The sequence below is a fragment of the Gordonia sp. QH-12 genome (genome assembly GCF_001578675.1).
Lineage (GTDB): Bacteria > Actinomycetota > Actinomycetes > Mycobacteriales > Mycobacteriaceae > Gordonia > Gordonia sihwensis.
In genome coordinates, this window is the sequence record NZ_KQ969282.1 from 163,265 (window position 1) to 187,915 (window position 24,651).

Annotated in this window: 26 protein-coding genes; 9 read left to right on the forward strand and 17 right to left on the reverse strand. The window is 67.8% G+C overall.

The genetic code is table 11. From position 1 onward, the window contains the following. Positions 1–2 precede the first annotated feature (2 nt). Entirely contained in the window at positions 3–668 is a 666-nt protein-coding gene (locus Y710_RS00700) for a vitamin K epoxide reductase family protein (RefSeq protein ID WP_006895659.1), read from the forward strand. On the opposite strand, the gene Y710_RS00705 is transcribed toward Y710_RS00700, so the two are convergent. From Y710_RS00705 to mftE, 4 genes are all read right to left on the reverse strand, one after another. Continuing rightward, positions 647–1,486, reverse strand: coding sequence for a PIG-L deacetylase family protein (locus tag Y710_RS00705; RefSeq protein WP_006895660.1), 840 nt, complete (start codon positions 1,484–1,486; stop codon positions 647–649). The two genes, Y710_RS00700 and Y710_RS00705, sit on opposite strands and share 22 nt — an antisense overlap. Before the next feature lie 200 nt (positions 1,487–1,686). After that, entirely contained in the window at positions 1,687–2,997 is a 1,311-nt protein-coding gene (gene mftG / locus Y710_RS00710; protein ID WP_062365902.1) for a mycofactocin system GMC family oxidoreductase MftG, read from the reverse strand. Between the two features lie 18 nt (positions 2,998–3,015). Continuing rightward, positions 3,016–4,431, reverse strand: a complete 1,416-nt coding sequence (mftF, locus tag Y710_RS00715; protein ID WP_006895662.1) for a mycofactocin biosynthesis glycosyltransferase MftF — start codon at positions 4,429–4,431, stop codon at positions 3,016–3,018. After that, entirely contained in the window at positions 4,428–5,141 is a 714-nt protein-coding gene (mftE, locus tag Y710_RS00720) for a mycofactocin biosynthesis peptidyl-dipeptidase MftE (RefSeq protein WP_062365904.1), read from the reverse strand. The genes mftF and mftE overlap by 4 nt, the downstream gene beginning before the upstream one ends. A 184-nt stretch (positions 5,142–5,325) precedes the next feature. Between mftE and Y710_RS00725 the strand changes: the two genes are divergently transcribed. From Y710_RS00725 to Y710_RS00735, 3 genes are all read left to right on the forward strand, one after another. Beyond that, on the forward strand, positions 5,326–6,438 hold the full coding sequence (locus Y710_RS00725) for a CaiB/BaiF CoA transferase family protein (RefSeq protein ID WP_045536410.1): 1,113 nt from the start codon (positions 5,326–5,328) through the stop codon (positions 6,436–6,438). Positions 6,439–6,574: 136 nt separating this feature from the next. After that, positions 6,575–7,375 (forward strand): mycofactocin-coupled SDR family oxidoreductase, encoded by an 801-nt coding sequence (locus tag Y710_RS00730; protein WP_006895665.1) that lies wholly within the window; start codon positions 6,575–6,577, stop codon positions 7,373–7,375. A 206-nt stretch (positions 7,376–7,581) separates the two neighbouring features. After that, positions 7,582–8,874, forward strand: coding sequence for an alkane 1-monooxygenase (locus Y710_RS00735; RefSeq protein ID WP_006895666.1), 1,293 nt, complete (start codon positions 7,582–7,584; stop codon positions 8,872–8,874). Between the two features lie 103 nt (positions 8,875–8,977). Here the strand turns inward: Y710_RS00735 and mftD are convergent, their stop codons facing one another. The 4 genes from mftD to mftA form a co-directional block, all read right to left on the reverse strand. After that, on the reverse strand, positions 8,978–10,195 hold the full coding sequence (gene mftD, locus Y710_RS00740; RefSeq protein ID WP_006895667.1) for a pre-mycofactocin synthase MftD: 1,218 nt from the start codon (positions 10,193–10,195) through the stop codon (positions 8,978–8,980). Between the two features lie 270 nt (positions 10,196–10,465). Beyond that, positions 10,466–11,713: a mycofactocin radical SAM maturase gene (gene mftC, locus Y710_RS00745; RefSeq protein WP_231649972.1), complete on the reverse strand. Its 1,248-nt coding sequence runs from the start codon at positions 11,711–11,713 to the stop codon at positions 10,466–10,468. Positions 11,714–11,759: 46 nt separating this feature from the next. After that, positions 11,760–12,131, reverse strand: a complete 372-nt coding sequence (mftB, locus tag Y710_RS00750; protein ID WP_006895669.1) for a mycofactocin biosynthesis chaperone MftB — start codon at positions 12,129–12,131, stop codon at positions 11,760–11,762. Further along, positions 12,131–12,223 (reverse strand): mycofactocin precursor MftA, encoded by a 93-nt coding sequence (gene mftA / locus Y710_RS00755; protein ID WP_101841532.1) that lies wholly within the window; start codon positions 12,221–12,223, stop codon positions 12,131–12,133. Before mftA ends, mftB begins: the two co-directional genes overlap by 1 nt. Before the next feature lie 140 nt (positions 12,224–12,363). Between mftA and mftR the strand changes: the two genes are divergently transcribed. From mftR to Y710_RS00770, 3 genes are all read left to right on the forward strand, one after another. Next, entirely contained in the window at positions 12,364–12,975 is a 612-nt protein-coding gene (gene mftR / locus Y710_RS00760; protein ID WP_062365906.1) for a mycofactocin system transcriptional regulator, read from the forward strand. Between the two features lie 154 nt (positions 12,976–13,129). Further along, on the forward strand, positions 13,130–14,188 hold the full coding sequence (locus tag Y710_RS00765) for a ferredoxin--NADP reductase (protein WP_006895671.1): 1,059 nt from the start codon (positions 13,130–13,132) through the stop codon (positions 14,186–14,188). Positions 14,189–14,246: 58 nt separating this feature from the next. Continuing rightward, the gene (locus Y710_RS00770; protein WP_006895672.1) at positions 14,247–14,633 is read left to right on the forward strand and encodes a DoxX family protein; all 387 of its coding nucleotides are present in this window, start codon (positions 14,247–14,249) and stop codon (positions 14,631–14,633) included. Positions 14,634–14,654: 21 nt separating this feature from the next. On the opposite strand, the gene Y710_RS00775 is transcribed toward Y710_RS00770, so the two are convergent. The 9 genes from Y710_RS00775 to Y710_RS00815 are packed head-to-tail and all read right to left on the reverse strand — an operon-like array spanning position 14,655 to position 21,769. Beyond that, the gene (locus tag Y710_RS00775; protein WP_006895673.1) at positions 14,655–15,374 is read right to left on the reverse strand and encodes a DNA alkylation repair protein; all 720 of its coding nucleotides are present in this window, start codon (positions 15,372–15,374) and stop codon (positions 14,655–14,657) included. Next, positions 15,371–16,570, reverse strand: coding sequence for an NAD(P)/FAD-dependent oxidoreductase (locus Y710_RS00780; RefSeq protein ID WP_006895674.1), 1,200 nt, complete (start codon positions 16,568–16,570; stop codon positions 15,371–15,373). Before Y710_RS00780 ends, Y710_RS00775 begins: the two co-directional genes overlap by 4 nt. Positions 16,571–16,587: 17 nt before the next feature. Further along, a complete protein-coding gene (locus Y710_RS00785; RefSeq protein ID WP_062365913.1) occupies positions 16,588–17,184 on the reverse strand; it encodes a hypothetical protein in 597 nt (198 codons plus the stop codon). Continuing rightward, complete coding sequence (locus Y710_RS00790) at positions 17,184–17,795, reverse strand: hypothetical protein (protein WP_062365915.1); 612 nt, start codon at positions 17,793–17,795, stop codon at positions 17,184–17,186. The genes Y710_RS00785 and Y710_RS00790 overlap by 1 nt, the downstream gene beginning before the upstream one ends. Continuing rightward, the gene (locus tag Y710_RS00795) at positions 17,792–18,301 is read right to left on the reverse strand and encodes a hypothetical protein (protein WP_006895677.1); all 510 of its coding nucleotides are present in this window, start codon (positions 18,299–18,301) and stop codon (positions 17,792–17,794) included. The genes Y710_RS00790 and Y710_RS00795 overlap by 4 nt, the downstream gene beginning before the upstream one ends. Then, positions 18,298–18,888, reverse strand: a complete 591-nt coding sequence (locus Y710_RS00800; RefSeq protein ID WP_006895678.1) for a hypothetical protein — start codon at positions 18,886–18,888, stop codon at positions 18,298–18,300. Before Y710_RS00800 ends, Y710_RS00795 begins: the two co-directional genes overlap by 4 nt. 18 nt (positions 18,889–18,906) lie before the next feature. Next, the gene (locus Y710_RS00805; RefSeq protein ID WP_062365916.1) at positions 18,907–19,788 is read right to left on the reverse strand and encodes an SDR family NAD(P)-dependent oxidoreductase; all 882 of its coding nucleotides are present in this window, start codon (positions 19,786–19,788) and stop codon (positions 18,907–18,909) included. Between the two features lie 50 nt (positions 19,789–19,838). Next, entirely contained in the window at positions 19,839–20,429 is a 591-nt protein-coding gene (locus Y710_RS00810) for a TetR/AcrR family transcriptional regulator (protein WP_006895680.1), read from the reverse strand. A 2-nt stretch (positions 20,430–20,431) separates the two neighbouring features. Beyond that, entirely contained in the window at positions 20,432–21,769 is a 1,338-nt protein-coding gene (locus Y710_RS00815; RefSeq protein ID WP_062365917.1) for a cytochrome P450, read from the reverse strand. Between the two features lie 243 nt (positions 21,770–22,012). Between Y710_RS00815 and Y710_RS00820 the strand changes: the two genes are divergently transcribed. Continuing rightward, positions 22,013–23,074, forward strand: coding sequence for an o-succinylbenzoate synthase (locus Y710_RS00820; protein ID WP_062365921.1), 1,062 nt, complete (start codon positions 22,013–22,015; stop codon positions 23,072–23,074). 656 nt (positions 23,075–23,730) lie between these two features. Then, positions 23,731–24,642 carry an oxygenase MpaB family protein gene (locus tag Y710_RS00825; protein WP_062365923.1) on the forward strand — a complete coding sequence of 304 codons (912 nt, stop codon included), beginning with the start codon at positions 23,731–23,733 and terminating at the stop codon, positions 24,640–24,642. Positions 24,643–24,651: the final 9 nt, after the last annotated feature.

The following is a 24,651-nucleotide window of genomic DNA, read 5'->3' on the forward strand; positions in this document are numbered from 1 at the left end:
CCATGACGGATGAGACGCCGGCCGAGATCGAGGACGGTTCGCCCGTAGTCACGGCGAGCGACGTTGAGACCGCACCGCCCGCCCCCCGGGGCTTCTGGCGAGAGCGTCGCCCGGTGCCCGTGGTGGCCGCCTGGGTGCTGCTGGTGTGCGGTGTTCTCGGGATGGCTGCCGCGGTCGCACTGACGCTCGACCGCATCCAACTGCTCATCGATCCGTCGTTCACGCCCGCGTGCAGCATCAATCCGATCATCTCGTGCGGATCGGTGATGGTGACCGATCAGGGCAAGTTCTTCGGATTCCCGAATCCGCTGCTCGGCCTGCCCGCCTTCGCGGTGATCCTGGTGACCGCCGTGCTGTCGATCGCACGAGTCCGACTGCCACGCTGGTACTGGGCCGGACAGGCCGTCGTCTCGGCACTCGGCCAGGTCTTCGTCGGCTACTTGATCTTCCAGAGCCTCTACCGCATTCACGCGCTGTGCCCGTACTGCATGGTGGTGTGGACGCTGATGCCGGTGGTGCTGATCCTCAGCATCTCGCGCGTGCTGCCCGACTCGCGCGGCGGCCGGTCGGCCCGCGAGTGGCTGTGGATCGCGCTGCCCGTCTACTACGTGGTCGTGATCGCCATGATCACCGTCCAGTTCTGGGACTACTGGCGCACGCTGATCTGAGAGCCGCAGAGGCTGTGATAGCACTCGACGCCGAGTCGGTCACGGTCCATCCACGCCGATCCGAAGGTCTTCTCGAGTCCGCCGATCTGGGTACGGTACTCGTTGGTCGCGGCCAGCTTTCCCGCCCACTCCTCATCCGCCAGCGGGAGCAGTGAGGCGACGAGCGCCGAGTCGGTCTCGACCTCCCGGCACCCGTCGGCCTCCGAACACACCGTGTACGGCCGCTCGCACACCGTCACCAGATCGACGCCGGTGCGCTCGCGGCATTCCTGCGCCAACCGATGCGTGCGTCGGTGATCCGGATGACGAGCGGAGGCGGGGTGCGTGACGATCGTCTGAACATCGTGATCCCGAAGCAGTGCCGTCGCCGCGTCGACCGCGTGTCGATAGCGCGTGCGGCTCGACCGCGAGTACTGCACCTCGTAATCGCCCAGGGCGAACGTCGGTACGCCCGCCGCTGCACACGCCGCGGCGTGCTCGGCTCTGCGCACGTCGATCACTTCGGCCGGTGTCAGTGCGAGTCCGCAGTAGTAGTCCCACTCGGCGAATACCGGACGGCCCACGAATCTGGCCGCGACCTTCACCGGCAATGAGTTGCGAAGCGCCGGCGGCAGCGATCGTCGACGGAACTCGCCCCATCGACCCCGTGGGCACTCGGTGCACAGGACTATGTCGATGGCTCCGCCGCTCGCATGCGCCATGGCGTGAAAGGCGTCGAAGACGCTGTCGTCGTAGTGTGCGAAGAGGAAGGCACACCTCGCCTCACCGCTCATCACCGCCGCCAGCGACCGCTCTTGGTAATCGCGCTCACTCATCATCGCGCCGACGCTAATGGCCGGTGTGGACCATCAGAATCGGTCGTTCAGCCGGATAATGCGCTGACCAGGCAGGCCAACGGATTTTACAGCAGAGAACCCCCGTGAACTGCGGTTTCCGGCCGATCCGGTGCCGACCTTCTCCGACCTTCCGGAAGCGGCGCGACGAACTTCATCTGATCGCCCGACTCGGCGCGGGCAGATCAGACCGACTCGCCCGCCACCAGTTCCTCGGCGATCAGCGCCGCCGTCGCCATCACACTCGCGTGCGGCCCCGAACGCAGCGGCGCGGGCAGCACCGACCCGTCGGCGACGTGGAGCCCGGGAACGCCGTGAACGGAACCGTCCGGTGCCACGGTCGCCCCCAGCGGGAGCGTCCCCCAGGCATGTGACGACAGCCCGACCACCGGATCCACCGTCACCGATCCCGGCTCGACGAGGCCGTCGAACGCCGGCGAGTGCAGCATCTCCAGCACCTCGTCAACTCCCTCCGACAACCGCTCGAGACCGCCGGCGTCGGGCACACCGAGATCGATCACCACCTCATCGCCCTCGATGCCGATGCGCCCGGTGGTGCCGTGAGTCATGTCCGCGACTCCGATCGGGACGCCCCCGGCTGGAATCCCATCGATGAACGACGCGAAATCATCGCTGTAGCAGCGGATTTCGAGGCCGTCTGCGGTGTGCACCACGGTCGGCAGCAGCACCTGCGTCCGGAGGGGGCGCCGAGCGGCGAAGCGCACCAGCGATTCGGGATGCTCGTACACCGACAGTTCCCCGCCCAGCAGCGGCAACACCAGCTCTGCCGTGCCCAGCGTGCCCGCGGTGAGCACCACGGTGGCGGCGTCGATGCGCCCGGCGGCGGTGTGCACTCCCGTCACCCGTCCACCCGCAGAGGCCAGCGATATCACCTCGCTCCCGCCTCGGACCGCGGGGGCGAAGGCATCCATCGCCGTCCACCGCCGTAACACTCCCCCGTCGCGGATGCTGTTGCTGCGGACCCGATTCACGCCGACCACCGGCCAAGCGCCCTCGGGTCCCGCGGCCACGCGGGTTCGCCAATAAGTCTCGAAGGCCGACCCCGCCGGACCGAGTTCGCCGTCGAGAACCTCCCGCACGCGCATCACCCCGCCCCCGGCGGCACCGCCGTCGAGCACGTCGAAGGCGTCGTCGATCCGGCTCGCCGGCCACGGCCACGCCGCATAGTCGTCGCGGTGTCCGCGCAGGAAATAGCCGCCGTTGACCGCGGACGACCCGCCGGCGCCATAGCCGCGCACCACATCGCGTCCGCGCCGCTCCCGCACTCGCCGCACGCGCTCGCTTCCCGGCGCGATCGGCAGCCGGCTCATCGCGGTCACCGCCGTACGCGGAGGTAGGGCATGCCCCGCCTCGAGAAGCAGGGTCTTCCTGCCAGCATCGCGCGACAGCCGATCGGCCACCACGCACCCGGCGCTGCCCGCTCCCACGACGACCACGTCGGCGGTCTCGACGGCACGCGCCCGGTGGCCGCTCATCGCCTCACGCGGTCCGTGTCAGCGGGTGACGACAGGCCGCAGCGCCGACCAGTCGCGATTGGTCACCGCACCCTGCCACAGGCCGAGTCCGTAGGCGAAGTCGTCGAGCCGCCGGATCACCGAGTACCCCACCGGTTCCACCATCGGCGACGACGGCTCGGCGATCCGGGATCGCAACCACATCACCGCAGCCTCGGCCACCGCGGCCTCAAGGAACCACCGTCGGAATCGCGACGAGACCACCAGACCGAGCAGCGACAGCGGCCAGTAGTGACGCAGGGCCGCCGACCAGATCTGCAGGACACCGTAGCCCAGCGCTCGGCCGACGTTGCGCGCTGCGATGAGGTCACGCGCCGGCACGCCTGCGAGCGGCTTCCGGATGCGACCGAAGATCCAGCCGGAGACCAGCATCGCCACTCCCAGGCCGATCCTGGTCCGAGTCAGCAGCGACACCACCGCGACCGCCAGCGGAATGCTCGTCATCACCGGAGCGGCCAACCGATCATGCCGACTCGCGAGTTCAGCCGCGCCGGTGCCGTAGAAGCGACGGCGGTCGAGCATCGCCCGGAGCGACTGCCGATGGTCGTGTGCGACGTGCGCGACCGGGTCGTATCGGACCACCCAACCGGCCGCGTGCGTGCGCCAGCACAGATCGACGTCCTCAGCTACACGCAGCGACTCATCGAACCGGGCGAAGGCGGCGCGACGCACCACCATCGCCGCGCTCGGCACGTACGCGATCGGAGTGCCCGGCCGCACCGGGCCCTCATTCGGCCCCATGTCCAGTGAGGAGTACCTGTTCGCGTAGGCCGCCACCGGCGTCCGTCCGTCGCGGCCCGCGGTGTCGCCGAGTCCGACGATCCGCGGTGCGACGATCGCGACCGCGGGGTCGGAGAAGTGACTCAGCAGCATCGTCAGCCACTCACCGCACGGGCGGGTGTCTGAGTCGAGGAAGGCGACGAACTCGGTGTCGGCGGCGTCGAAACCGGCGTTGCGCGCGGCCGCGGGCCCCGCGTTCACCTCCAGCCGGATCACACGGAGGCGTTCGTCGTCGGGAACAGTCATCGGCCGCGACGAGGCATCGTCCACCACGATCACCCGCAGCCCGGGAAGCGCTTCGACGAGTCGGTCCACACCCGCCTGATTGTCGCGCACCGGGATCACCACCGTGACCTCGCACTCCTTGGGTCCGGCCATCGGGCGCGGGTGTGCGATTCCGGCGTCGAGCAGGGTTCGGGCGAGGCTGCGCGTCCCGGCGTCGCTGACTTCGATCCGACCGTCCGCGGAAGTCATCCCCAGCGCTGCATCCGAGAGCTTCAGCACCCGCAGCGGCGAGCCGCCGACCAGGTTGCGGAGGTCGCCGCGCCGAACGCAGCGCGGATCGATCTGGACCTGGAACCCTACCGGGAGGTCGGCGTTCACCGGTGGCGTCACCGAAGCCTCCCCGCCTCGTCGACGTCCCAGGCACGCACCGATTCCGCCAACTGCCCGGCCAGGTCCGCAAGGAGCCGACGACCGAGCGCCGGATTCGCGGCAGTGGGATCGCCGAGCACTCCGGTGGCCGAGACGGCCGCGACGCCACCCTTTCGCATCGGATCGAGCAGTTCGGCGATCGGCGCCGTGTTCCCGGCCGCGAGCAGGTCCCGGCGGACCGACTCCGGCGCGAGGTCCAGTACCACGCTCGTCTCGGTGAGGCCGGCATGCGCGTCGGCCGACGGGAACGCACAGGGAAACCAGGCCGCGTCGCGTCCCTCGTAGCGCAACCGCGCGACGGCGTCCGCGATCGCGTGCGCGTTGCCGCCGTGGGCGTTCACGAACAGCAGCCGACCGGCCCAGCGCATCGCGCTGCGCCCGTACTCGAGAACCAGCAGTCGGAGGGCCTCACGCCCGATCGAGACGGTCCCCGGGAAGCCCTCGTGCTCGCCCGAAGCGCCGTACGAGATCGACGGCGCCACCAGAGCATCCGACGAATCATCCAGTGCGGCAACCGCTTCGCGCGACACGGCGTCTGCAATGCGCGCATCTGTGTCGAGCGGCAGATGCGGGCCATGCTGTTCGACAGCCCCGACCGGCACGACTAACGTCGGCTCGGCCCCGACCAGTTCATGCCACGTCCGGGACGCCAATTCGGTCGCCGGTGTCATTGCGACAACGTTACCGACGTGCCCCCTGGCTAGGGAACCGTTGGGGCCCTTTTGCCGGTCTGCGCGCCTCATCCGAACCACTGACACCATCAGTGCGAATCCGGTACACGTGTATAGTGACGACCGCACGTGACCCAGACCACGCCGTCAGGTCGTGGTGATACCTGTGAACGGAGTCCTCCCCGTGTCTACTCCCACCCGCCGGCCGTCCGGACGTTCCGGCCCCCTCGCCGACATCCGCGTCATCGAGTTCGCGGGCATCGGCCCCGGACCGCACGCCGCGATGCTGCTGGCCGACCTCGGCGCCGACGTCGTGCGCGTCCAGCGGCCAGGCGAACTGCCGTCTCCGGAGCGGAACGCCGACGCCCTGCTGCGCGGCCGCCGCGTCATCGAAGCCAATCTGAAGAACCCGGCCGATCGCGAGACCATTCTCAACCTGGTCGCCAAAGCCGATGTGGTCATCGAGGGCTTCCGCCCCGGCGTCATGGAGCGGCTCGGCTTCGGTCCGGACGATCTGCACGCGGTGAACCCCGGGCTGATCTACGGCCGGATGACGGGCTGGGGTCAGGACGGTCCGCGCGCCGACCTCGCCGGACACGACATGAACTACATCTCGCTCACCGGAATGCTGCACGCCATCGGCCGCCCGAACGAGAAGCCGACCCCGCCGTTGAACCTGGTCGGCGACTTCGGCGGCGGCTCGATGTTCCTGGTCATGGGCGTCCTCGCCGCACTGGTCGAGCGTGCCGCCTCAGGTAAGGGCGAGGTCATCGACGCCGCAATGTGCGACGGAGCGTCGGTCCTCGGGCAGATGATGTGGGCCTTCCGCGGCACCGGACTCTGGCAGGACCGGCGCGGAGTCAACCTCCTGGACACCGGCGCCCCGTTCTACGAGGTGTACGAGACCTCCGACGGCAAGTGGATGGCCGTCGGCGCCATCGAACCGCAGTTCTACGCCGAACTCCTGAAAGGTCTCGAACTCGACCCGGCGTCGCTGCCGAATCAGCTCGACACCGCGAAGTGGGGCGAGCTGAAGCAGATCTTCGCCGACACGTTCAAGACCAAGACGCGCGACGAGTGGGCGGCGATCTTCGACGGCACCGACGCCTGCACGTCCCCGATCCTCGACTTCACCGAGGCTCCTCACGATCCGCACCTGGCCGCCCGCGGCACGCTCGTCGAGATCGACGGCGTCACGCAGGCGCAGGTGGCACCGCGGTTCCAGCGATCGGCCACGCAGACCCCCGTCGGCCCCGCACGTGAGGCCACCGACCCGGCGACGGTCTGGCAGGACTGAGACCTACTCCGACTCGGCCCGACGGCCGGGACGCACGACGCACGCCCCTCCGGCGTCGTGCGTCCCGGCCGTTTCCGATTGACTAGAACGTGTTACAGTTTGGCTCTCAGGGCATTGTGACGAGAGGCATACCAGCATGGGACAGTTCGACGGTCAGGTCGTCTACATCACCGGCATCGCACGCGGCCAGGGGCGCAACCACGCGGTCCGGTTCGCACGCGAAGGCGCGTCCGTCATCGGCATGGACCTCGCCGGCCCGGTGGCCGACCACATGACCTACCCGCCGTCGACCGCTGACGACCTCGCCGAGACCGTCCGGCTCGTCGAAGAAGCGGGCGGCAAGATCCTCGCGCGGCAGGGCGATACCCGCGACCTCGCCTTCCAGGAGCAGCTCGTGGCCGACGGCGTCGAACAGTTCGGTCGCCTGGACCATGTCGTGGCCAACGCCGGCATTCTCACCTGGGGCCTCACGTGGGAACTGTCCGAGGAGCAGTTCACCGATGTGATCGATGTGAACCTGGTCGGCACCTGGAAGACGTTGAAGGCGTCCATTCCGGCGATCCTGGACGCGGGCAACGGCGGCAGCATCACCATCATCTCGTCCGTCGCCGGCCTCAAGGCGATGCCGGTGCAGGCGTCGTACTCGGCGTCCAAGTTCGGGTTGCGCGGCCTGGCGCAGACCGCCGCCAAGGAACTCGGGCCCAAGCGCATCCGCGTCAACACCGTCCACCCGTACGCGGTGCACACCCCGATGGGGCTCGAAGACACCTCCGCGATGAAGGCCTTCGAGGAGTACGGCATGCACTTCCCGTCAATGCTCGGCCACTACCCGGTCGCCAGCCTCGACGATCTGTCCGACGCCGTGCTGTACCTCTCGACGGCCCAGTCGGTCACCGGCGCCGAGTTCCAGATCGACATGGGTCATTCGAAGGTCTGACTCGATCGCAGCCGCGTCCGCCGAGCATGTCTCATTCGTCTGACATGCGAAGACGGTGTCTGTCAGATCCGTGCCTGCGGTCATCATCGGCGTGAAAACCGGATAACGAACCTGCTTTCCTCGTCGATATCCGAGTATCCGACGCCGATGTGAAGTTAGTCTTGAAATCACCGGCCGTTGGGGGCAGCGGTGGGGAGGCGAGGGGTATGCGACGACAGGGGCGGCAACCGGATCAGGCCGACCGATGGCGCGACCGCAAACGCTATCTCTGGCCTCTCGGCATCGTGGCGGCTTTCGGCCCCGGCATCGCGTGGTTGCTGGTTCATTATCTGTCGTGGGGGATCTTCTGGGCCGTCGGTTTCCTCGTTTTCGTGGTACTGATTCCTCTGATCGATCTACTCGTCCGGCTCGATCAAGTGAATCCGCCCGACGAGGTTCTGGCGCGTCTTGAAGCGGACCCGTACTACCGCTGGTGCGTGTACGCCTATCTTCCGGTCCAGTACGCGGGATTCTTCTTCGGCTTCTGGTGTCTGGCGCACGCGCCGATGGCCACCGGTGAGCGCATCGCCATGTCGATGACGATCGCGGTCTCGAGCGCCATCGCGATCAATGTGGCGCACGAACTCGGTCACAAGAAGCCGCGGCTGGAGAAGTCGCTGGCCAAGATCGCGCTCGCTCCCAGCGCATACGGACACTTCTACATCGAGCACAACGTCGGACATCACGTCCTGGTCGCGACACCCGGCGACCCGGCGAGCGCACGGCTGGGCGAATCGCTGTGGGCGTTCTGGCCCCGCGCGATCTTCGGCGGGCTGCGCTCGGGTATCCGGCTCGAGCGCGACCGGCTCCGGCGGCAGGGCAAGGGTTTCTGGACGCTGCGCAACGACGTCGTCCAGACCTGGCTGCTCACCGCGGTGCTGGCAGCGGCCGTCGCGATCGCCTTCGGCCCCGGCGTTCTTCCCTGGTTCGTCCTGCAGGCAGCCATCTCGGCACTGATCCTCGAAGGCGTCAACTACATCGAGCACTACGGACTCCTCCGGCCCGTCGGTGAGAACGGACGTCCGGGAAAGATTCTTCCCGAGCACAGCTGGAACTGCGACTACATCTGCAGCAACCTGTTCCTCTACCATCTGCAGCGCCACTCGGACCATCACGCAAATCCGCGGCGCCGCTATCAAGCGCTGCGGTCGTACGACACCGCGCCGCAGATGCCGGCCGGTTACGCGGCGATGCTGCTGCTGGCACTGATGCCTCCCCTGTGGCGACGCGTGATGGACCCGCGCGTGGTGGCTCACTACCGCGGCGACGTGATGCGCGCCAACGTGCAGCCGTCGCGACGCGAGCGGCTCCTGCGGAGGTTCCCGCCGCCCGCCACCGAACGGGCTGCCGCGATCGCACCTCCGTCGAAGGGCCGGGAGAAGCCGCGGGGCGTGACGCCGCGGCCCGCGGTCGGCGTCGTCGACACCGTATGGGGTCGGTTCACTCACGCGAAGACGTGACGGCCAGGCGATGACTTGACGACGGTGACTCGGCGAATGTGATCGGCCGGCGGCCCCGATCAGGGCCGCCGGCCGAATCGCCGTCGACGGGTCGCCCCGTGACTCACGCGCCGTGAATCTGCTCGAATCCTTCGGGGATGATCAGGTCGGCTCGCGAGAGATCGGCGACGTCGGATTTACCCAGACCCATCATCGCCGAGTCGACGCCCATGCGAAGCAGGTCGAGGACGTTCTCCACGCCGGTCTGCCCGTTGGCGGCAAGACCCCACAGGTAGGCGCGGCCGATCATGACGGCCTTGGCGCCCAGTGCGAGCGCTTTGACCACGTCGCTGCCGCGGCGGATGCCACCGTCGAGCAGAACGTCGACCTCGTTGCCGACCGCGTCCGCGATCGGTCCGAGGACGCGGATCGTGGCCGGCGTGCCGTCGAGATTGTTGCCGCCGTGATTGGAGACGGAGATCGCGGTGGCGCCGATGTCGACCGCGCGGCGCGCATCGTCGATTCGGGTGATGCCCTTGACCATGAACTCGCCGCCCCACTGCTCACGCAGCCACTGGATGTCCTCCCAGGTGGGCGGCGGAGTGTTCATCCACTGGCCGTAGACGTCGAAGAAGGTCGGTCCCGGCTCGCCCTTGTGCGCGATGTTCGGCGCACTCAGGTCGGGGATGATGAGCTTGCCGTCGCGGAACCAGCTCATCGTGTACCGGGGCTTGGTGATCATCTCAGGCGCCAGCTTGGCTACGGCGTTGAAGTCGACCTGCTCGGGGATCTCCGGGCTGCCCCAGTCGCGCCCGACGTTGAACACCCAGTCGGTGGTGACGATCAGGCCCTTGCAGCCGGCCGCGCGGGCGCGCTCGGCGCGCGCCAGGATGTCCTCACGACTGCCGAGCCAGTAGATCTGGAAGAAGATCTTGTCGTTGACCGCGGTCACTTCCTCCACCGGCTTCGACGCGAAGCTGGACAGTCCCATCGCGGTTCCGCGGTTGGCCGCGGCTCGCGCCACCGCCACTTCGCCGTCGGGATTGACCGCCTGCACACCGGTGGGCGAGATCATCACCGGGAACGGGAGGTCCTGCCCCATGACGCGGGTGGCGAGATTGCGCTCCGGCTTCACCCCGATGACGTGCGGCGAGAACCCGAGCTCCCCGAAGGCGTCCACATTGTCGTTGACGGTGATACCGGCCTGAGTGCCGGCGATCAGCGACGAGTAGACCGTCTTCGGCAACCGCTTCTTGGCTCGACGCTGCGCCTCGCCGATGGTCTCGAACCACGGGTTCTGCCGCCACGGGTTCTTCTCCATGAGTTCGGAGAACTTGGACATGATCAGTCTCTTTCCTGCTGTGAATGATGTGAGAGTTCGCGTTGTGCTGGGCGGGCTTGTTGAGCGAGCGTCTCGCCAGGCCAGTTGAACGAGCGTCCTTCTCAGGCCAGTTGAGCGAGCGTCCTTCTCAGGCCAGTTGAGCGAGCGAAGCGAGTCGAAACGGCAAACCGCCCGCGTGCCCGCTGGAAGCTCGCCGATGTTTCGACTCGCTTCGCTCGCTCAACAAGCCTGGGGGAAGACGCTCGCTCAACTGGCGCAAAAGGCAATCGCTCAGGAGCAGCCCGACGACGAGCAGCCGGTCGCGGTGGTCGGCATGAATCCGGCGAGCGGGTTCTCGTCGCAGTCGCGCGACGGCGGGCGCGTCATCAAGGTCAGCGGCACCCCGCGGGAGTGGTCCTTGTTGGCGGTCGGCTTCGACCGTTCGCCGGCCAGCAGCGACTCACCGTAGCCCTGGACGCACTCGGGGTCGGGACCGTCGAGCGGCAGTCCCGTGAAGAACTTCGCCGCCATGCATCCACCGCGGCACGCGTCGTAGTGGTTGCAGCTGGCGCATGCCCCGGCACTCTGCGGTTCCCGGAGCTCGGTGAACAGCTCCGACCGCTGCCAGATCTCCTGGAATCCGCCGTCGGTGGTGATGTTTCCGGCGAGGAAGTTCTCGTGGATCGCGAACGGGCAGGCGTACACGTCGCCCACCGGATCGATGAGGCACACGACCCGGCCGGCCCCGCACAGGTTCAGACCCGGCAGACCGCTGCCACCCGCTCCGGCGAACGCCGAGAGGTGGAAGAACGAGTCTCCGGTGAGCACCCGGTCGCCATGGGCCACCAGCCATTCGTAGAGCTCGCGCTGCTGCTCGGGAAGCGGGTGCAGATCGTCCCACACATCGGCGCCGCGCCCGGAGGGACGCAGGCGCGTGATGCGCAGCGTGGCACCGTACTTGTCGGCCAAAGCCTTGAACTCGTCGAGTTGCGCGACGTTGTGACGGGTCATCACGACGCTGATCTTGGCGTCGCGGAATCCCGCGTCGGCGAGGTTTTCGAGCGCGCGGACCGCCATGTCGAACGACCCCGGACCGCGGACGGCGTCGTTCACCTCGGCGTTGGCGCCGTCGAGCGAGATCTGGACGTCGACGTAGTCGGACGCGGCCAGCCGCGCCGCCACCTCCGGAGTGATCCGCAACCCGTTGGTCGAGAACTTCACGCCGACCTGGTGATCGGTCGCGTAGTCGACGAGCTCCCAGAAGTCGGGCCGCACGGTCGGCTCGCCGCCGCCGATGTTGACGTAGAACACCTGCATGCGCTGCAGCTCGTCGATGATCGCCTTGCACTGTTCGGTCGAGAGCTCACGCGGATCACGCTTGCCCGAGCTCGACAGGCAGTGCACGCACGACAGGTTGCAGGCGTACGTCAGTTCCCACGTGAGGCAGATCGGCGCGTCCAGCCCCCGCTCGAACTGGTCGACGAGGCGCCCGACCTTCGGCGGCGCGGGCACCGTCAGCGGCGGCGTGAGGGACGGCATGCCGAGAGCCTCGGCGCCGGGGCGGGATTCCAGGGTGGTCACAGGGTCACTCCTCGGTCGGGTGCGCCGGCGCGGGTCGAGAGGCGGCGTCCGGGGCCTGCCGTTCGATGATCATTCCGGACTCGCTCAGCGCGGAGAGGGCTTGCAGATACAGCGGGCGATCGCCGTCGCCGATGCCGGTCGCGGTCATCGCAGCGTCGGCACTGTCGTGGTCGTCCAGAGACTGGACCAGCCGGACCACCTCGAGGTTCTTCAGAAACGAGAGTTTGCGCGTCCCGAAGTGATACAGCAGCGCGCCGAACGGCTCCGGTCGCAGAGCGACTTTCGGATTCATCCGCCACGCACGCGATACGTCGAATGGGGTACCGCTCCCGGCGGCCGCAGGGCCGCCGGGAACAGTGGTCGATGCCGTCGTCATCAGTAGACGCCACACATCCCGTCGATGGACACTTCCTCCACCAGAGACTCAGCCACGAGATCCTGCTGAGTCGCATTCGCCTGATCGGCCATATGAACCATCCTCCTTCACGAGTACTGATGTGGTTCGCTTCACACCATAATGGCACTGGGTGCAGAATCTCTAGGGGTTGGCGAGAATTGTGCGTCGTAAGATCGTGACCGGCGGTTTCTTGGATCGGAGATGATGAGCGATGACCAGATCTGGGCGTGCGGGAGTGCTCGGCGGCCGGCCGGCCGCGACCACACGCGGCCGACTCAGCGCCATCGCGATCGATCTGTTCACCGAGCACGGCTTCGACGAGACCAGCGTCGACGACATCGCCGCCGCCGCCGGAATCGCCCGCCGCACGCTGTTCCGCTACTACCCGTCCAAGAACTCTCTGGCCTGGGGTGAGTTCAACGAGCACCTCGACGGTCTCCGGGACCTTCTGCGGAACAGTTCCGACGACGTGCCGCTCGGCGCCACCCTCCGCGATGCGCTGATCGCCTTCAACACCGTCCCGGCATCCGAGATCGACAAACATCGCCGCCGGATGGCACTGCTCCTGGGCGTACCGGCGCTCCAGGCCCACTCGATGCTGATGTACCAGGACTGGCGACAGGTCATCGCCGACCACTGCGGTGCCAGACTCGGGCTCGACCCCGCGTCGCACGTTCCGCAGACCATCGCCTGGCAGACGCTGGGCACCGCGCTCGCCGCATACGACCAATGGCTCCCGGACCCGTCGGCCGACCTCACCGACCTGCTGCGATCGGGCAGCCGCATCCTGATCGACGGGGTCGCATCACTCACGCAGACGTAGCCCGACCGCCCCGGCGGACTCGCCGTCGCACGCCCGGCTCCCGCCATCCGGAACGAGGTCTGTGACAGACTTCGAAGCGCTGATATCCTAAATAGAACACGTTTCAGTTTTGCCGCGGCCGAGCGCCGGGCCCGATTCCACAGAGAGTCAACCGATGACCGAATTGACCCCGCACAGCGCGCGCAGCGCCATCCTCACCGTCTCCGAGGTGATCGATGAGACCGCCGACGCGCGCAGCATCGTCTTCGACATCCCCGACACCCACCGGGAGAAGTTCGAGGACTACCTGCCCGGGCAGTTCCTGACTCTGCGGATCCCGAGCGATCAGACCGGTTCCGTGGCGCGGTGCTACTCGCTGTCGTCGGCGCCCCGCCACGACAAACTGCCGAAGGTCACCGTCAAGCGCACCGCCGACGGTTACGGATCCAACTGGATCTGCGACAACCTGGAGGCCGGCTCGCAGATCGAGGCACTGCCGCCTTCGGGCGTCTTCACCCCGGCGAACTTCCACACCCCGCTGCTGCTGATCGCAGCCGGGTCGGGCGTCACCCCGGTGATGTCGATTCTGAAGCACGCCCTGCTCACCGGAACCGGTCAGATCACGTTCTTCTACGCCAACCGCAGCGAGAACGACGTGATCTTCGCCGACGAACTGCGCCGGCTGCAGGCCAAGTACCCGGCCCGGCTGACGGTGCTGCACTGGCTCGAATCGGTACAGGGTCTGCCGAGCGACCGCACCCTGGCGACGCTCTTCGCCCCGATGTCGGCCACGCACACCGCGTACATGTGCGGGCCGGGCCCGTTCATGGACGCCGCCCACAGCGCCCTGATCAAGGCCCGCTTCGACAGCAAGAGGGTGCACGTCGAGATCTACAACTCGCTCTCGGGCGACCCGTTCGCGGACGTCGAACTGGGCGAGGTCTCGGCCGAGGAGGCCGCAGCCGCCGCCGAAGTGGAAGTGGAACTCGACGGCGAGACGCACACCCTCGCGTGGCCGCGGTCGCGCACCCTGGTCGACATCATGCTGGCCGCCGGACTCGACGCGCCGTACTCGTGCCAGGAGGGCGAGTGCGGTTCGTGCGCCTGCACGCTCGTCGAGGGCACGGTCGACATGGAGGTCACCGGCGCCCTCGATCCCGACGACATCGCCGACGGCTACATCCTCGGCTGCCAGGCCCGGCCCACCGCAGACAAGCTCAAGATCGAGTTCTGACTCGCGGGGAACCGACTCGCGCGACCGGCCCGCCGGAGTCAGGCACTAGACTCGGCCCATGACGAACGAACGTCTGGCCCGAGTCCTGTCGCTGATCCTGCTGGTCCCCGGCGCACTGCATTTCGCCGCGCCGAAGCCGTTCGACGCCATCGTTCCCGATGAGGTGCCCGGCGACGCGCGCGCGTGGACCTATGCCTCGGGCATGGCCGAGATCGGTTTGGGCGCAGCGGTTCTCGCTCCGCGTACCCGACGCACCGCAGCTGGACTGGCAGCGATGCTGTTCATCGCCGTCTTTCCCGCGAACGTGAACATGGTGCGTCTGTGGGTCGACAAGAGCCCGGCGCTGAAGGCTGTCGCATGGGCCCGCCTGCCCCTGCAGGTGCCGCTCATCGCCCTCGCTCTCCTGGTACGACGGGGTGCGCCGCGCCGCGCCGCCGCTGAGTGAGGGGTAGCGTTCCGATCCCGCTCACAGCGAGCGGAAGTGAGCCCTGCGTTCCGTCGACAGTCGTTCCACGGCGTACGACAGCGCGGTACGGCCCATCGACGAGGCGTTGACCTCCAGATAGCGGAGCAGCGTCTGCTCGTCGGCGCGCTTGCCCGCCTCGCGCAGCATCCAGCCGAACGCCTTCTGGATCAGATCGCGCCGGTCGTCGATCACCAATGGAGCCACCGCCTCGATCTGCTCCCAGCGCCCCGCCCGAATGAACGCGAACGTCGCGACGATACCGGCGCGGCGCTGCCACAGATCGTCCGATGCTGCCCACTCGAGCAATTCCGACCAGTCGCCCGAGCGCAGGCACCGATCCCCGAGGATCGCGTACGCGGAGACGTCGACCAGATCCCAGTTGTCCACTCGACCGCCGCGCACGGCGTCCCGATAGACGTCCACCCACCGTTCGGGATCGCCGCTCTCGCGCGAGTAGTTGTCGGCCAGAATCAACAGTGCGAGGTGACGGACCTCGTGGGTCCGGTCGCCGAGGAGGTCGACGATCACCGACCGCGGAAGTCCACGCAGACTCCGGGCCAGGGCCCGAAGCTTCGGCACCGGCACACCGGCGAAACGATCGCCTTCTCCGTACTGGCCCGGTCCGGTCTTGAAGAATCGCTGCGACGACGCCGCGCGCTCCGGATCCCCGAGCGCCTCGACGGCCGAGACGATCTCAGAGGCACCGGAGTCGGCGTTCATCCGCCGAGCAGCGTGGAGATCGGCGTAGGGGTGAGCAGGAACTGTCGTGCCTTCATCAGCTTGCCCACTCGGCCGGCGCCGACGACGCCGGTCAGCAGCCCCTCCCGGCTGTAGTACGCCAAGAACTTGCGGCCGTCGTCGTCCACCAGATGCACCTCGTCGTCCGGGCGCGGCGTGCCGAGCATCTGGAACTTGAGCCCGTACTGGTCACTCCAGAAGTACGGCACTGTCTGATGCGGGATCGCGTGACCCAACAGGTGCGCGGCCACCATCGCGGCCTGATCGACCGTGTGGGTCCAGTGCTCGACGCGGTGGCCGTGACCGTCCACGTCGTGCCAGTTGGCGCAGTCGCCGAGGGCGTACACGTCCGCCACCCCGGTGCGGCCGACACCGTCGCACGCGACGCCGCCTCCGGCCGCACGGTCCGCGAGTTCGATACCCGATCCTTCGAGATACTCCAGCTCCGGGTAGCCGCCGATGCCGACCACGATCAGATCCGCGTCCACCCGGCTGCCGTCGGACAGGACGACGCCCGCCGCGCGGCCGTCCTCCGTCACGATCTCGTCGACGCCCACGCCCACCCGCAGGTCGACCCCGGCCTCCACGTGAAGGCGGGTGACCATCTCACCGATCCGGGGGCCGAGCGGCCCCGAGAGCGGCGCCGGCGTGGGTTCCACCAGAGTCACCGAGATGTCCATCGAGTGCAGACTCGCGGTCACCTCGCAGCCGATGAACCCGGCGCCGATCACGACCGCGCGGCTCGCCGACGTCGCTTCCGCCCGCAGTGCCAGCGCGTCCTCGACGGTCCGGATGACGTGCACTCCGGCGACGCCCTCCGACCCCGGGAAGCGCCGTGCGGCCAGCCCGGTCGCCAGGACCAACGTGCCGTACGGCAACGGCTCGACGGTTCCGTCGCATTCCACGGAGACCGTGTGGGACGTCGGGTCGACGGCGACCACCCGGGTACCGGTGCGCAGATCGATGTCCGAGTCCCGGAAGAACTCCGCGGGCTTGAGGTCGACGCGTTCGTCGTCGCCGGTGAGGACGGTCTTCGACAACGGCGGACGGTCGTAGGGCGGATGCTGCTCGGCCCCGAGCAGCGTGATCGGCCCGTCGTATCCGCCGTTGCGCAGGTTCTCCGCCAGGCGGACCCCGCCGAGTCCCGCCCCCACGACCACCACTGGTGCCTCGACCACTGCGTCACATCCCAATCTCATTGCGGCGAAACGTTCTCCACCCGCGACAACCGCCAAACATCGCCCACTCTAGTGACCGTGGCCCATCGTGCGATACCCGTTCTCGTCGGATAGTCCTGTTGTTTGCCCACCGTCACTTCCTGAGTGGCGAACACCAGCACCGACATCTGTTCGTCGTGCCGCTCCCCCGGAGCCGCGCTCGAGACGGTGGTTCGCATCGAGACCTTCGCGGAGACCGCGTCGGGAAAGACCACGTCGGGGCCGCGAGCAGCATAGTCTGCGGCCAGCGCGCCGGTCAGGTGTTTCTGGACTTCGGCACGCTGCGCGGCGGAGTCGTCCGGGGTGAAGGTCATCAGAGCCGCCACGCCCTCGGACGCCGCACGCACGGCCGTATGGTCCGGTACGACGGGTTCGGCACGCGATTGCACTCCGACGATCCATCCGACGACCGCGACCACCAGCGCCGCGGCCGTCACCAGCGCCCACGCCGTCTGCCACCGACGATCACCGGGCACCTGCGCCCGCCACCGCGACCAGGGGCCCGACCCGGCCGCTGGACGCTCGGGTTCGGCGACGGCACCCACGCCCGCGTCGTCCCTCGAGTGAGTTCCCATCAGGACACCGCCTCCGTCTGCTGCACCAGCCAGTGCCCGTCGACCTCGGCCATCGTCACGCTGACACCGACCCGGCTCTGCGACGGATCACCGCCGATCAGTTCCGGGCTGGTGGCCTGCGCGACCACCAGCACCGACGTCTTGCCGTCCTCGGTACCCACGACGCCCGAGGAGAGGATCTGACCGGAACTGGGGCGCGGCTGCGACGCCACCGTCGACTGGAGTTGCTCGCGGGCGCCCTGAATCCGGATCCGCTGGTCGCCGGTGCTGACTGCCAGGATGTCGCCGACATATCGGTCGGCGTGCGCCGGATCGGAGGTGAGCATCGTGACGATCGCGTGCTCGGCGGCCTCGCGCGCCGCCTGCTCCTCGCTCGCCGCAGTCGCCATCGAGTCCGCCGAACTGTGCGCCCACCAGCCCACGCCGATGAGTCCGAGCGCGGCGATCACCGCGGCGACCACAGCCAATCGGACCCCCGCGGCCCGGCGATGGGAGCGCCTGACCAGCGCGGGTTCAGCGGCCGCCCGCGCCAGCCGCTCCGACCGGACGGCTTGGTCGTACCGCTCGCGGGCCTGCTGCAGTCGTCGGGTGTCGGCGGCGTCGTCGGTCACTGCAGTTCCTCCAATCCGCTCAGCAGCCAGCGGTCGTCGGAGCGGACGTACGACGCCTGGACCGCCTTGGTTCTGCTCTCACTGTGCCCGCTGCGCGAGGTCACCGTGACCTGCACGATCACCAGCGCCTCTCCCGCGTCACCGTCGGCCCAGGAGACGGCGACGTTCTGCGGAACCCAACTCACCGACGCGGTGCCGTCGGGCGGAGGCCCGTTCAGTGCGGGGCCCGACGCGATCGACAGCGGTGGCGCCACCAGGCTGCGCGCGGTCTTCCGGTCGCCGGCCCAGGTTCGCGAGTCGACGGAGAAGACGTCGGCGACGATGGTTCCGGCCTTCTCCTGCAGCGTCTGCCGCGCCTGCGCGGCGTCGCGCTGTTCAGCGTGGTCGTCGAGTCCGCTGATACAGAAGATCAACCCCGCGGTGAAGACGACGGCGGTCACGCCGAGTCGGAGCACCGTTCCCCACGTCGACATCGGCTTCTCGAGATAGGTGAGGAAGCGGTTCACGGAACCATCACCAACCCGTCGACCTTGAGGTCTCCGTCTTCGGGGACCAGGCTGACGACCAGGCGCAGATTCTGCAGCGGGGCCGCGTCCTGCTCGGTGTCACGGTCGCCGACCTGGACACTGGCGGCGACCATCACCTCGGCGCCGTCGGCCGAACTGGACTGCACGGCGGCCGCGTCGATGCGGCCCTGGCCGTGGGCGCCGGAGTCCTTGACATATGAGCTGTAGGCGTCCGCCGACTGCGCGAAGGCGTCGTGAAAGGAGCCGGTGGCGCCGGCGAGGATGCGCTTGGCACGTGCGGGGTCGTTCGCGTCGACGTCCAGCAGCAGTTCCACCTCGGCCGTCGCCGCTTTCAGATAGTCCTCGTCCGAATACCGCTGGGGTGCTGCCGCTGCGTACCAGATTCCGGCCCCCGCAGCTGCGAGCGCGAGGACGGCGACCGTCGCGAGAATCCACCGCGTGCGGCGCGACATCCGCGAACGCAACCCGGCCGACGCCTCGGCCTCCGCCAAATCGTCACGCGCACTGCGCAGTTCGCTGCGCGCGCGCCTCCATTGTCTGAGGCGGTCGTCTGATCTGAACCCCACCCGGTCGAGCGTACTGATTCAGCTCTGGCCTATCCGTCTGCTGTAAGCGGATCGTGACTCGGCATCGGGGTTCATGAAGATCTCGCCCGAGCGTGTGGTGCGCAGCAAGGCGCGTTTCAGGCTCCGCGGCAGAATCGGGTAGGCGTTCACCCAGCCCATGGAGCGCGGGGCAGCGGCACGCACCCGGACGCCGGCGATGGAGGCGAGCACCTGTTCGGCGACGACGGCTGTATTCACGGAGGTGACCATCGAGTTGGTCGCGAGCCCGTCGATGAGTCCGGTCTGGGTGAAGGTCGGCATCACCACTCCGACCCGCACACCGTGGCCGGCGAGCTCCGAATCGAGTGCCTCCGAGAACTCGATGACGCCTGCCTTCGCCGCGTTGTACACCGTCAACCCCGGTGTGGGCAGACGTCCGGCCACCGACGAGATGTTGACGATCTGGCCGTGTCCGCGGGCCACCATGCGAGTCGCCGCAGCCTGACTGCCGAGGATCACCCCGAGCAGGTCCACGTCGAGCGTCGCCCGGATCAGCGTCTCGCGGTAGTCGAGGAAGGGGCCCACCGGCATGATTCCGGCGTTGTTGACCAGCACGTCGACGGGACCGATCCGGTCGGCGACGGTGTCCAGGAAGTTCTCGAACGACGAGCGGTCGGTGACGTCGAGTTCGATTCCCTCCACGCCGAGATCTGCCGCCGCCTTACCGACCGCATCGACATCGACGTCACCGATCGCCACCTTCGCACCCGCGTCGAGGAGCTCAGTCGCGACCTCGAAGCCGATGCCGCGTGCTCCGCCGGTGATCGCGACGACCTTCCCCGCCAGCCGCGCGCGGATCCGGGCCAGACGCGCCGTGCGCCGTCGATCACGCGACAACCGGCTGGTCAGCGAAACAGACATGGGTGCTCCTGGGTCGAGGGGCGGCATCCGGCCGGATGCCCGATGGGTACTCAGTGGATCATCGGCGCGAGGTGCTTGCGAGCCACCGCACGCGCGTAGTCGGAGGTCGAGTGAGCCGGGTCGCTCGCTGGGACTTCGAGATACGACATGACGACGCGCACGTGGATCTCCACGGCCTGCAGCAGGTCGTCGTCGGCCATCGTGGCGCCGGCCGAACGGAGGGTCGCGGCGATCCTCGCGGTGACCATCTCGATGAACAGTGCGCTGACACCGGAGGTCACTTCGCGTACGGTCCGGTCTTCGTGAACCACCCGTCGCAGGAGTGGATCTGTCTGCACCATCTCGGCCCCGCGCGCGAAGGCTTCGGCGACCGCCTCTCGCGGCGGCATCCCCTCGACGGCTTCCTCGAGACGTGACAGGCCGGCCTCGAAGGTCTCCAGCGCGACCGCCCGAAACAACGCCTCTTTGTTCGGAAAACGACGGTAGAGCGTCGACCGGCTCACTCCCGCGGCCCGCGCCACCTCGTCCATCCCCGCCTTCCGGACGCCGACAGCGGCGAACTCCGCGGCCGCAGCGTCGAGGATGTCGCGTTCCTGTTCGGACACCGAGGCGGTGATCCTGGCCTTTCGCGTCGCAGGCACGACTACCGCTTCCGCATCTGCACCGGGAGCTTGTCCTTCGGCACCGGCAGGGCGCTGTAATCCATCGGCACCTGATACGCGGCGGGGACCGACCACTCGTAGCCGCGGAGCAGGTGGTGCATCACGGTCTTGATCTCCATCTGGCCGAAGTACAGTCCGATGCACTTGTGCACGCCTCCGCCGAAGGGCATCCACGCCATCCGGTGCCCCTTGTCCTCGGCGCGCTCGGCGGAGAAGCGCTCGGGGTCGAACATCGCCGGGTGCGTGTAGTACTGCGGGTCGCGGTGATTGATCAGCTGCGGCACCGAGACCATCGTCCCCTCCGGGATGAAGAAGCCCTGGACCTGAGTGTCCTTGACTGCCATGCGCGGCTGCGCCGGAACCGGCGGACACAGTCTCAGCGACTCCTTCATGATCGAGTCCAAGACGGTCAACCCGCTCAGGTCTGCGTAATCGAGGTCGGGTCCGAACTCGAACGACTGCGCGCGGGCCTTCTCCTGCCATTCGGGGTACTTCGCCATCCAGTACGCCATCTGGGTCATCGTGATGGTCGACGTGTCGTGCGCCGCCATGAGCACGAAGATCATGTGGTTGACCACGTCTTCGTCGGTGAAGGTCTCGCCGTCGTCGCCCTCGGCGTGGCAGAGCACGGAGAAGAGGTCGGGGGTCGCGTTGGCCCGCTTGGCGGCGATGTGCTCGTAGAAGAAGTCTTCGAGGACCTTGCGCGAGCGGACGCCCTTCCACCAGCGACCGCCCGGGACCGGCTTGCGGACGTATGCGACGCCGGCGCGGACGGTCTCGATGAAGGCCTTGTTCAGCCGGTCCGCCTCGTGCTGCGGCAGTTCGAGCCCGAGGAATACTTCGAGTGCGACGTCCAGCGTGAGCGCTTTGAGTTCGGAGAACAGCTTCACTCGGCCGGTCGGGAACCGGGACACGCGGTCGGCCACCATCGGTTGGAGTTCGTCCATGTAGCCCTTGAGGACTTTGGGCGTGAAAGCCTGCTGGAGGATGTGCCGGTGGTTCCGGTGTTCCTCGAAGTCGAGCAGCATGATGCCGCGGTTGAAGAACGGTCCGATGAAGTAGCTCCATGCCGGAGCGTTCGCGAACGCGCGGTCCTTGTTCATGAGGATCTCGTTCGCCGCCTCGGCGCCCATGCACGTGACGATGCGGACGCCGAAGGCGTTCATTCCCGAGACGTCGCCGTACTGCAGACGTTTGCGGTCGGAGTAGCCGAACGGATCCCGTCGCATCTGAAGGATCTCCAGCACTCCATTGCGATCGCTGAGCGGCACCGCCTTCAGATCGCTGCCGGCCTCCGGCTGGGCGAGCACTGCAACCATCGTTCCTCCTCGATACCGGCCGCCTCAGTTGTGATCCGGCCCATATCTCGATTGAAACAAATAGGTAGATCTGTGTCTATAGTTCGTGGGACATATTTGCGAATCCGTCGCACGCCGTGGACGTCCCCTCACTTCAGGCCGGCGTCCGCCCTCAAAGCTCGTTGAGCGAGCACAGCGAGCCGAAACCGTCTCCCCGACACTTCCCGCGGAACCGAGGGGCAGTCGGGCGATACGCTGGCCGACATGGTCTTCTCCTCGCCAACCGGCCGTAACAAGCAGTCGCCGTTCGGTACGTCGGACGACCGGAAGAAGGGTGTGCCGACCTTCCGGCTGCAGCCGAAGAACCCGCCGCCGCCGAGCATGCCGTCGGCCGACGACCTGCTGGAATCGGCCAAGGTGGTCGCGCTGCCGATGCACACCCGATTCCGTGGGGTCAAGGTCCGCGAGGCGCTGATCTTCTCCGGTCCCGCGGGCTGGGGCGAGTTCGCCCCGTTCGTCGAATACGAGGACGCGGAGGCCAAGACCTGGCTCGCGGCGGGCATCGAGGCCGCCTACCTCGGTCCGCCGGCGCCCGTTCGCGACTCGGTGCGAGTGAATGCGACGGTGCCCGCGGTTCCCGCCGAGGAGGTGGCCGGCCTCATCGCGCGGTATCCCGGCGTCGACACGGTCAAGGTGAAAGTCGCCGAACCGGGACAGAGTCTGGCCGACGATGTCGAGCGGGTCGCGGCCGCCCGTGACCTCGTCGGCACCGTCCGGATCGACGCCAACGGCGGCTGGAGCGTGCAACAGGCGATCGAGGCCGTCGCCGCGATCGGTGACGTGGAGTACGTGGAGCAGCCGTGCGCGACGGTCGAGGAACTCGCGCAGGTGCGCCGCGCCGTCTCGGTCCCGATCGCGGCCGACGAGTCCATCCGCCGGGCCGGCGATCCGATGCGGGTGGCCGCGCTGGACGCCGCCGACATCGCCGTACTCAAAGTGGCGCCACTAGGCGGTATGCGGGCGCTGGTCGCGTTGGCGGAACGGCTCCCGATGGACGTGGTCGTCTCCAGCGCCCTCGACACCGCCGTCGGCATGGCCGCCGGAATCGGAGCGGCCGCCGCACTCCCGGACCTCGACCGCGCGTGCGGATTGGGTACCGGCGAGCTCTTCGTCCGCGACGTCGCGCGGTCGTTCCGGATCGAACACGGCACGGTTCGGCCGCGACGTGTGGAGCCGGGTATCGACCTTCCGCTGGCGTCCGCTGAGCGGACTCGATGGTGGCACGAGCGCCTGCGTCGTTGCCACGACCTGCTGACCCGGCGCTGATCTCGACACGCTCGATCACCCTGCGGTCTCCCCACAGGCCCATCTCGACACGCTCGATAACCCTGAGGTCTCCCCCCAGGCCGGTTGAGCGAGCGCAGCGAGTCGAAACCACGTGCCAGGCAATAACAGTCACGCCCATCTCGACACGCTCGATAACCCTGGCGTCTCCCCACAGGCCGGTTGAGCGAGCGCAGCGAGTCGAAACCACCCGCCAGGCAACGCTCACGCAATCTCGACACGCTCGATCACCCTGAGGTCTCCCCCCAGGCCGGTTGAGCGAGCGCAGCGAGTCGAAACCACCCGCCAGGCAATAACAGTCACGCCCATCTCGACACGCTCGATAACCCTGGCGTCTCCCCACAGGCCGGTTGAGCGAGCGCAGCGAGTCGAAACCACCCGCCAGGCAACGCTCACGCAATCTCGACACGCTCGATCACCCTGAGGTCTCCCCCCAGGCCGGTTGAGCGAGCGCAGCGAGTCGAAACCACCCGCCAGGCAATAACAGTCACGCCCATCTCGACACGCTCGGCGCCTGCGGCGCCTCCCGGCTCGATAACCCTGAGGTCTCCTCGCAAACTTTGACACAAATATTTACATCTGTTCCACCGCGGCGCTACAGTCGACGTCATCACGCCGCACGCGTCATAGGAGACCGCATGAACTCACCGGACGTGTTCGAGGCGGGCGTCGGAGAGGCCGAACCCGCCTACGTCGATATCGATTCCATCGATCTGCGCCTCGGCGCCGACTCCCTGGTGTGGAAGTTCTACGGCGACATCCGGGGAGTCCTCGGCTTCCAGCGTCTGGCCGGGACGGAGAACTGCATCGAACAACTCGCGCAGGGCGTGGAAGACCACTCGGTGATCTTCTCCGACTTCCTCGGCCGCGCCCGGCGCACAGGCCCGCCGATCATGCGGACCGTGTACTCCGACCAGCCGCACCAGTGGGGCCGACGGGTCCGCGACTTCCACCGCGACATCAAGGGAACGGTGCCCGACGGCTCGCGGTATCACGCGCTGAACCCCGAGCTCTACTACTGGGCGCACGCGACCTTCGTCGATCAAGTCCTGACCATCACAGACACATTCATCCGGCGGTTGTCGTACGAGGAGAAGGAGCAGATCTTCGAAGAGAGCAAGACGTGGTATCAGCTGTACGGCGTCTCCGCGCGCAGCCAGCCGGAGACCTACGAGGATTTCTGCGTCTATTGGGAGACGATGTGCGACAAGTTCGTCCCCACCAGGACCATCCTTTACGCCACCGGGTACCTGCGTAAGGGCGTTCCCGGACCGCGCTGGATGCCCCGGCCGCTGTGGCGCGTGATCTCCGCCCCGATCAACGCCTTTCTACGAACCGTCATCGTCGGCACCCTCCCCCGCCAGATGCGCGAGGTGTGCGGACTCGACTGGGACGACCGGAAGCAGCGCCGTTTCGATCGCTTCGCAGCGGGGATGCGCGCAGCGAACCCGTTGTTCAACCGGCTTCCGATCCGGCTGCTGTACACACCGTGGGCGGCCGAGGGCTGGGAACGCACCGGCGTGGATCCGCGCCGGATCCACAACGGGTGAGCGAGCGCC

Excerpts from the sequence above, each read along its gene's own strand:
- Y710_RS00700 (WP_006895659.1), top strand. The coding sequence starts at position 3 with ATGACGGATGAGACGCCGGCCGAGATCGAGGACGGTTCGCCCGTAGTC.
- Y710_RS00705 (WP_006895660.1), bottom strand. The coding sequence starts at position 1,486 with ATGATGAGTGAGCGCGATTACCAAGAGCGGTCGCTGGCGGCGGTGATG.
- mftG (WP_062365902.1), bottom strand. The coding sequence starts at position 2,997 with ATGAGCGGCCACCGGGCGCGTGCCGTCGAGACCGCCGACGTGGTCGTC.
- mftE (WP_062365904.1), bottom strand. The coding sequence starts at position 5,141 with ATGACACCGGCGACCGAATTGGCGTCCCGGACGTGGCATGAACTGGTC.
- Y710_RS00730 (WP_006895665.1), top strand. The coding sequence starts at position 6,575 with ATGGGACAGTTCGACGGTCAGGTCGTCTACATCACCGGCATCGCACGC.
- Y710_RS00735 (WP_006895666.1), top strand. The coding sequence starts at position 7,582 with ATGCGACGACAGGGGCGGCAACCGGATCAGGCCGACCGATGGCGCGAC.
- mftD (WP_006895667.1), bottom strand. The coding sequence starts at position 10,195 with ATGTCCAAGTTCTCCGAACTCATGGAGAAGAACCCGTGGCGGCAGAAC.
- mftC (WP_231649972.1), bottom strand. The coding sequence starts at position 11,713 with ATGCCGTCCCTCACGCCGCCGCTGACGGTGCCCGCGCCGCCGAAGGTC.
- mftB (WP_006895669.1), bottom strand. The coding sequence starts at position 12,131 with ATGACGACGGCATCGACCACTGTTCCCGGCGGCCCTGCGGCCGCCGGG.
- mftA (WP_101841532.1), bottom strand. The coding sequence starts at position 12,223 with ATGGCCGATCAGGCGAATGCGACTCAGCAGGATCTCGTGGCTGAGTCT.
- mftR (WP_062365906.1), top strand. The coding sequence starts at position 12,364 with ATGACCAGATCTGGGCGTGCGGGAGTGCTCGGCGGCCGGCCGGCCGCG.
- Y710_RS00765 (WP_006895671.1), top strand. The coding sequence starts at position 13,130 with ATGACCGAATTGACCCCGCACAGCGCGCGCAGCGCCATCCTCACCGTC.
- Y710_RS00770 (WP_006895672.1), top strand. The coding sequence starts at position 14,247 with ATGACGAACGAACGTCTGGCCCGAGTCCTGTCGCTGATCCTGCTGGTC.
- Y710_RS00775 (WP_006895673.1), bottom strand. The coding sequence starts at position 15,374 with ATGAACGCCGACTCCGGTGCCTCTGAGATCGTCTCGGCCGTCGAGGCG.
- Y710_RS00785 (WP_062365913.1), bottom strand. The coding sequence starts at position 17,184 with ATGGGAACTCACTCGAGGGACGACGCGGGCGTGGGTGCCGTCGCCGAA.
- Y710_RS00805 (WP_062365916.1), bottom strand. The coding sequence starts at position 19,788 with ATGTCTGTTTCGCTGACCAGCCGGTTGTCGCGTGATCGACGGCGCACG.
- Y710_RS00815 (WP_062365917.1), bottom strand. The coding sequence starts at position 21,769 with ATGGTTGCAGTGCTCGCCCAGCCGGAGGCCGGCAGCGATCTGAAGGCG.
- Y710_RS00820 (WP_062365921.1), top strand. The coding sequence starts at position 22,013 with ATGGTCTTCTCCTCGCCAACCGGCCGTAACAAGCAGTCGCCGTTCGGT.
- Y710_RS00825 (WP_062365923.1), top strand. The coding sequence starts at position 23,731 with ATGAACTCACCGGACGTGTTCGAGGCGGGCGTCGGAGAGGCCGAACCC.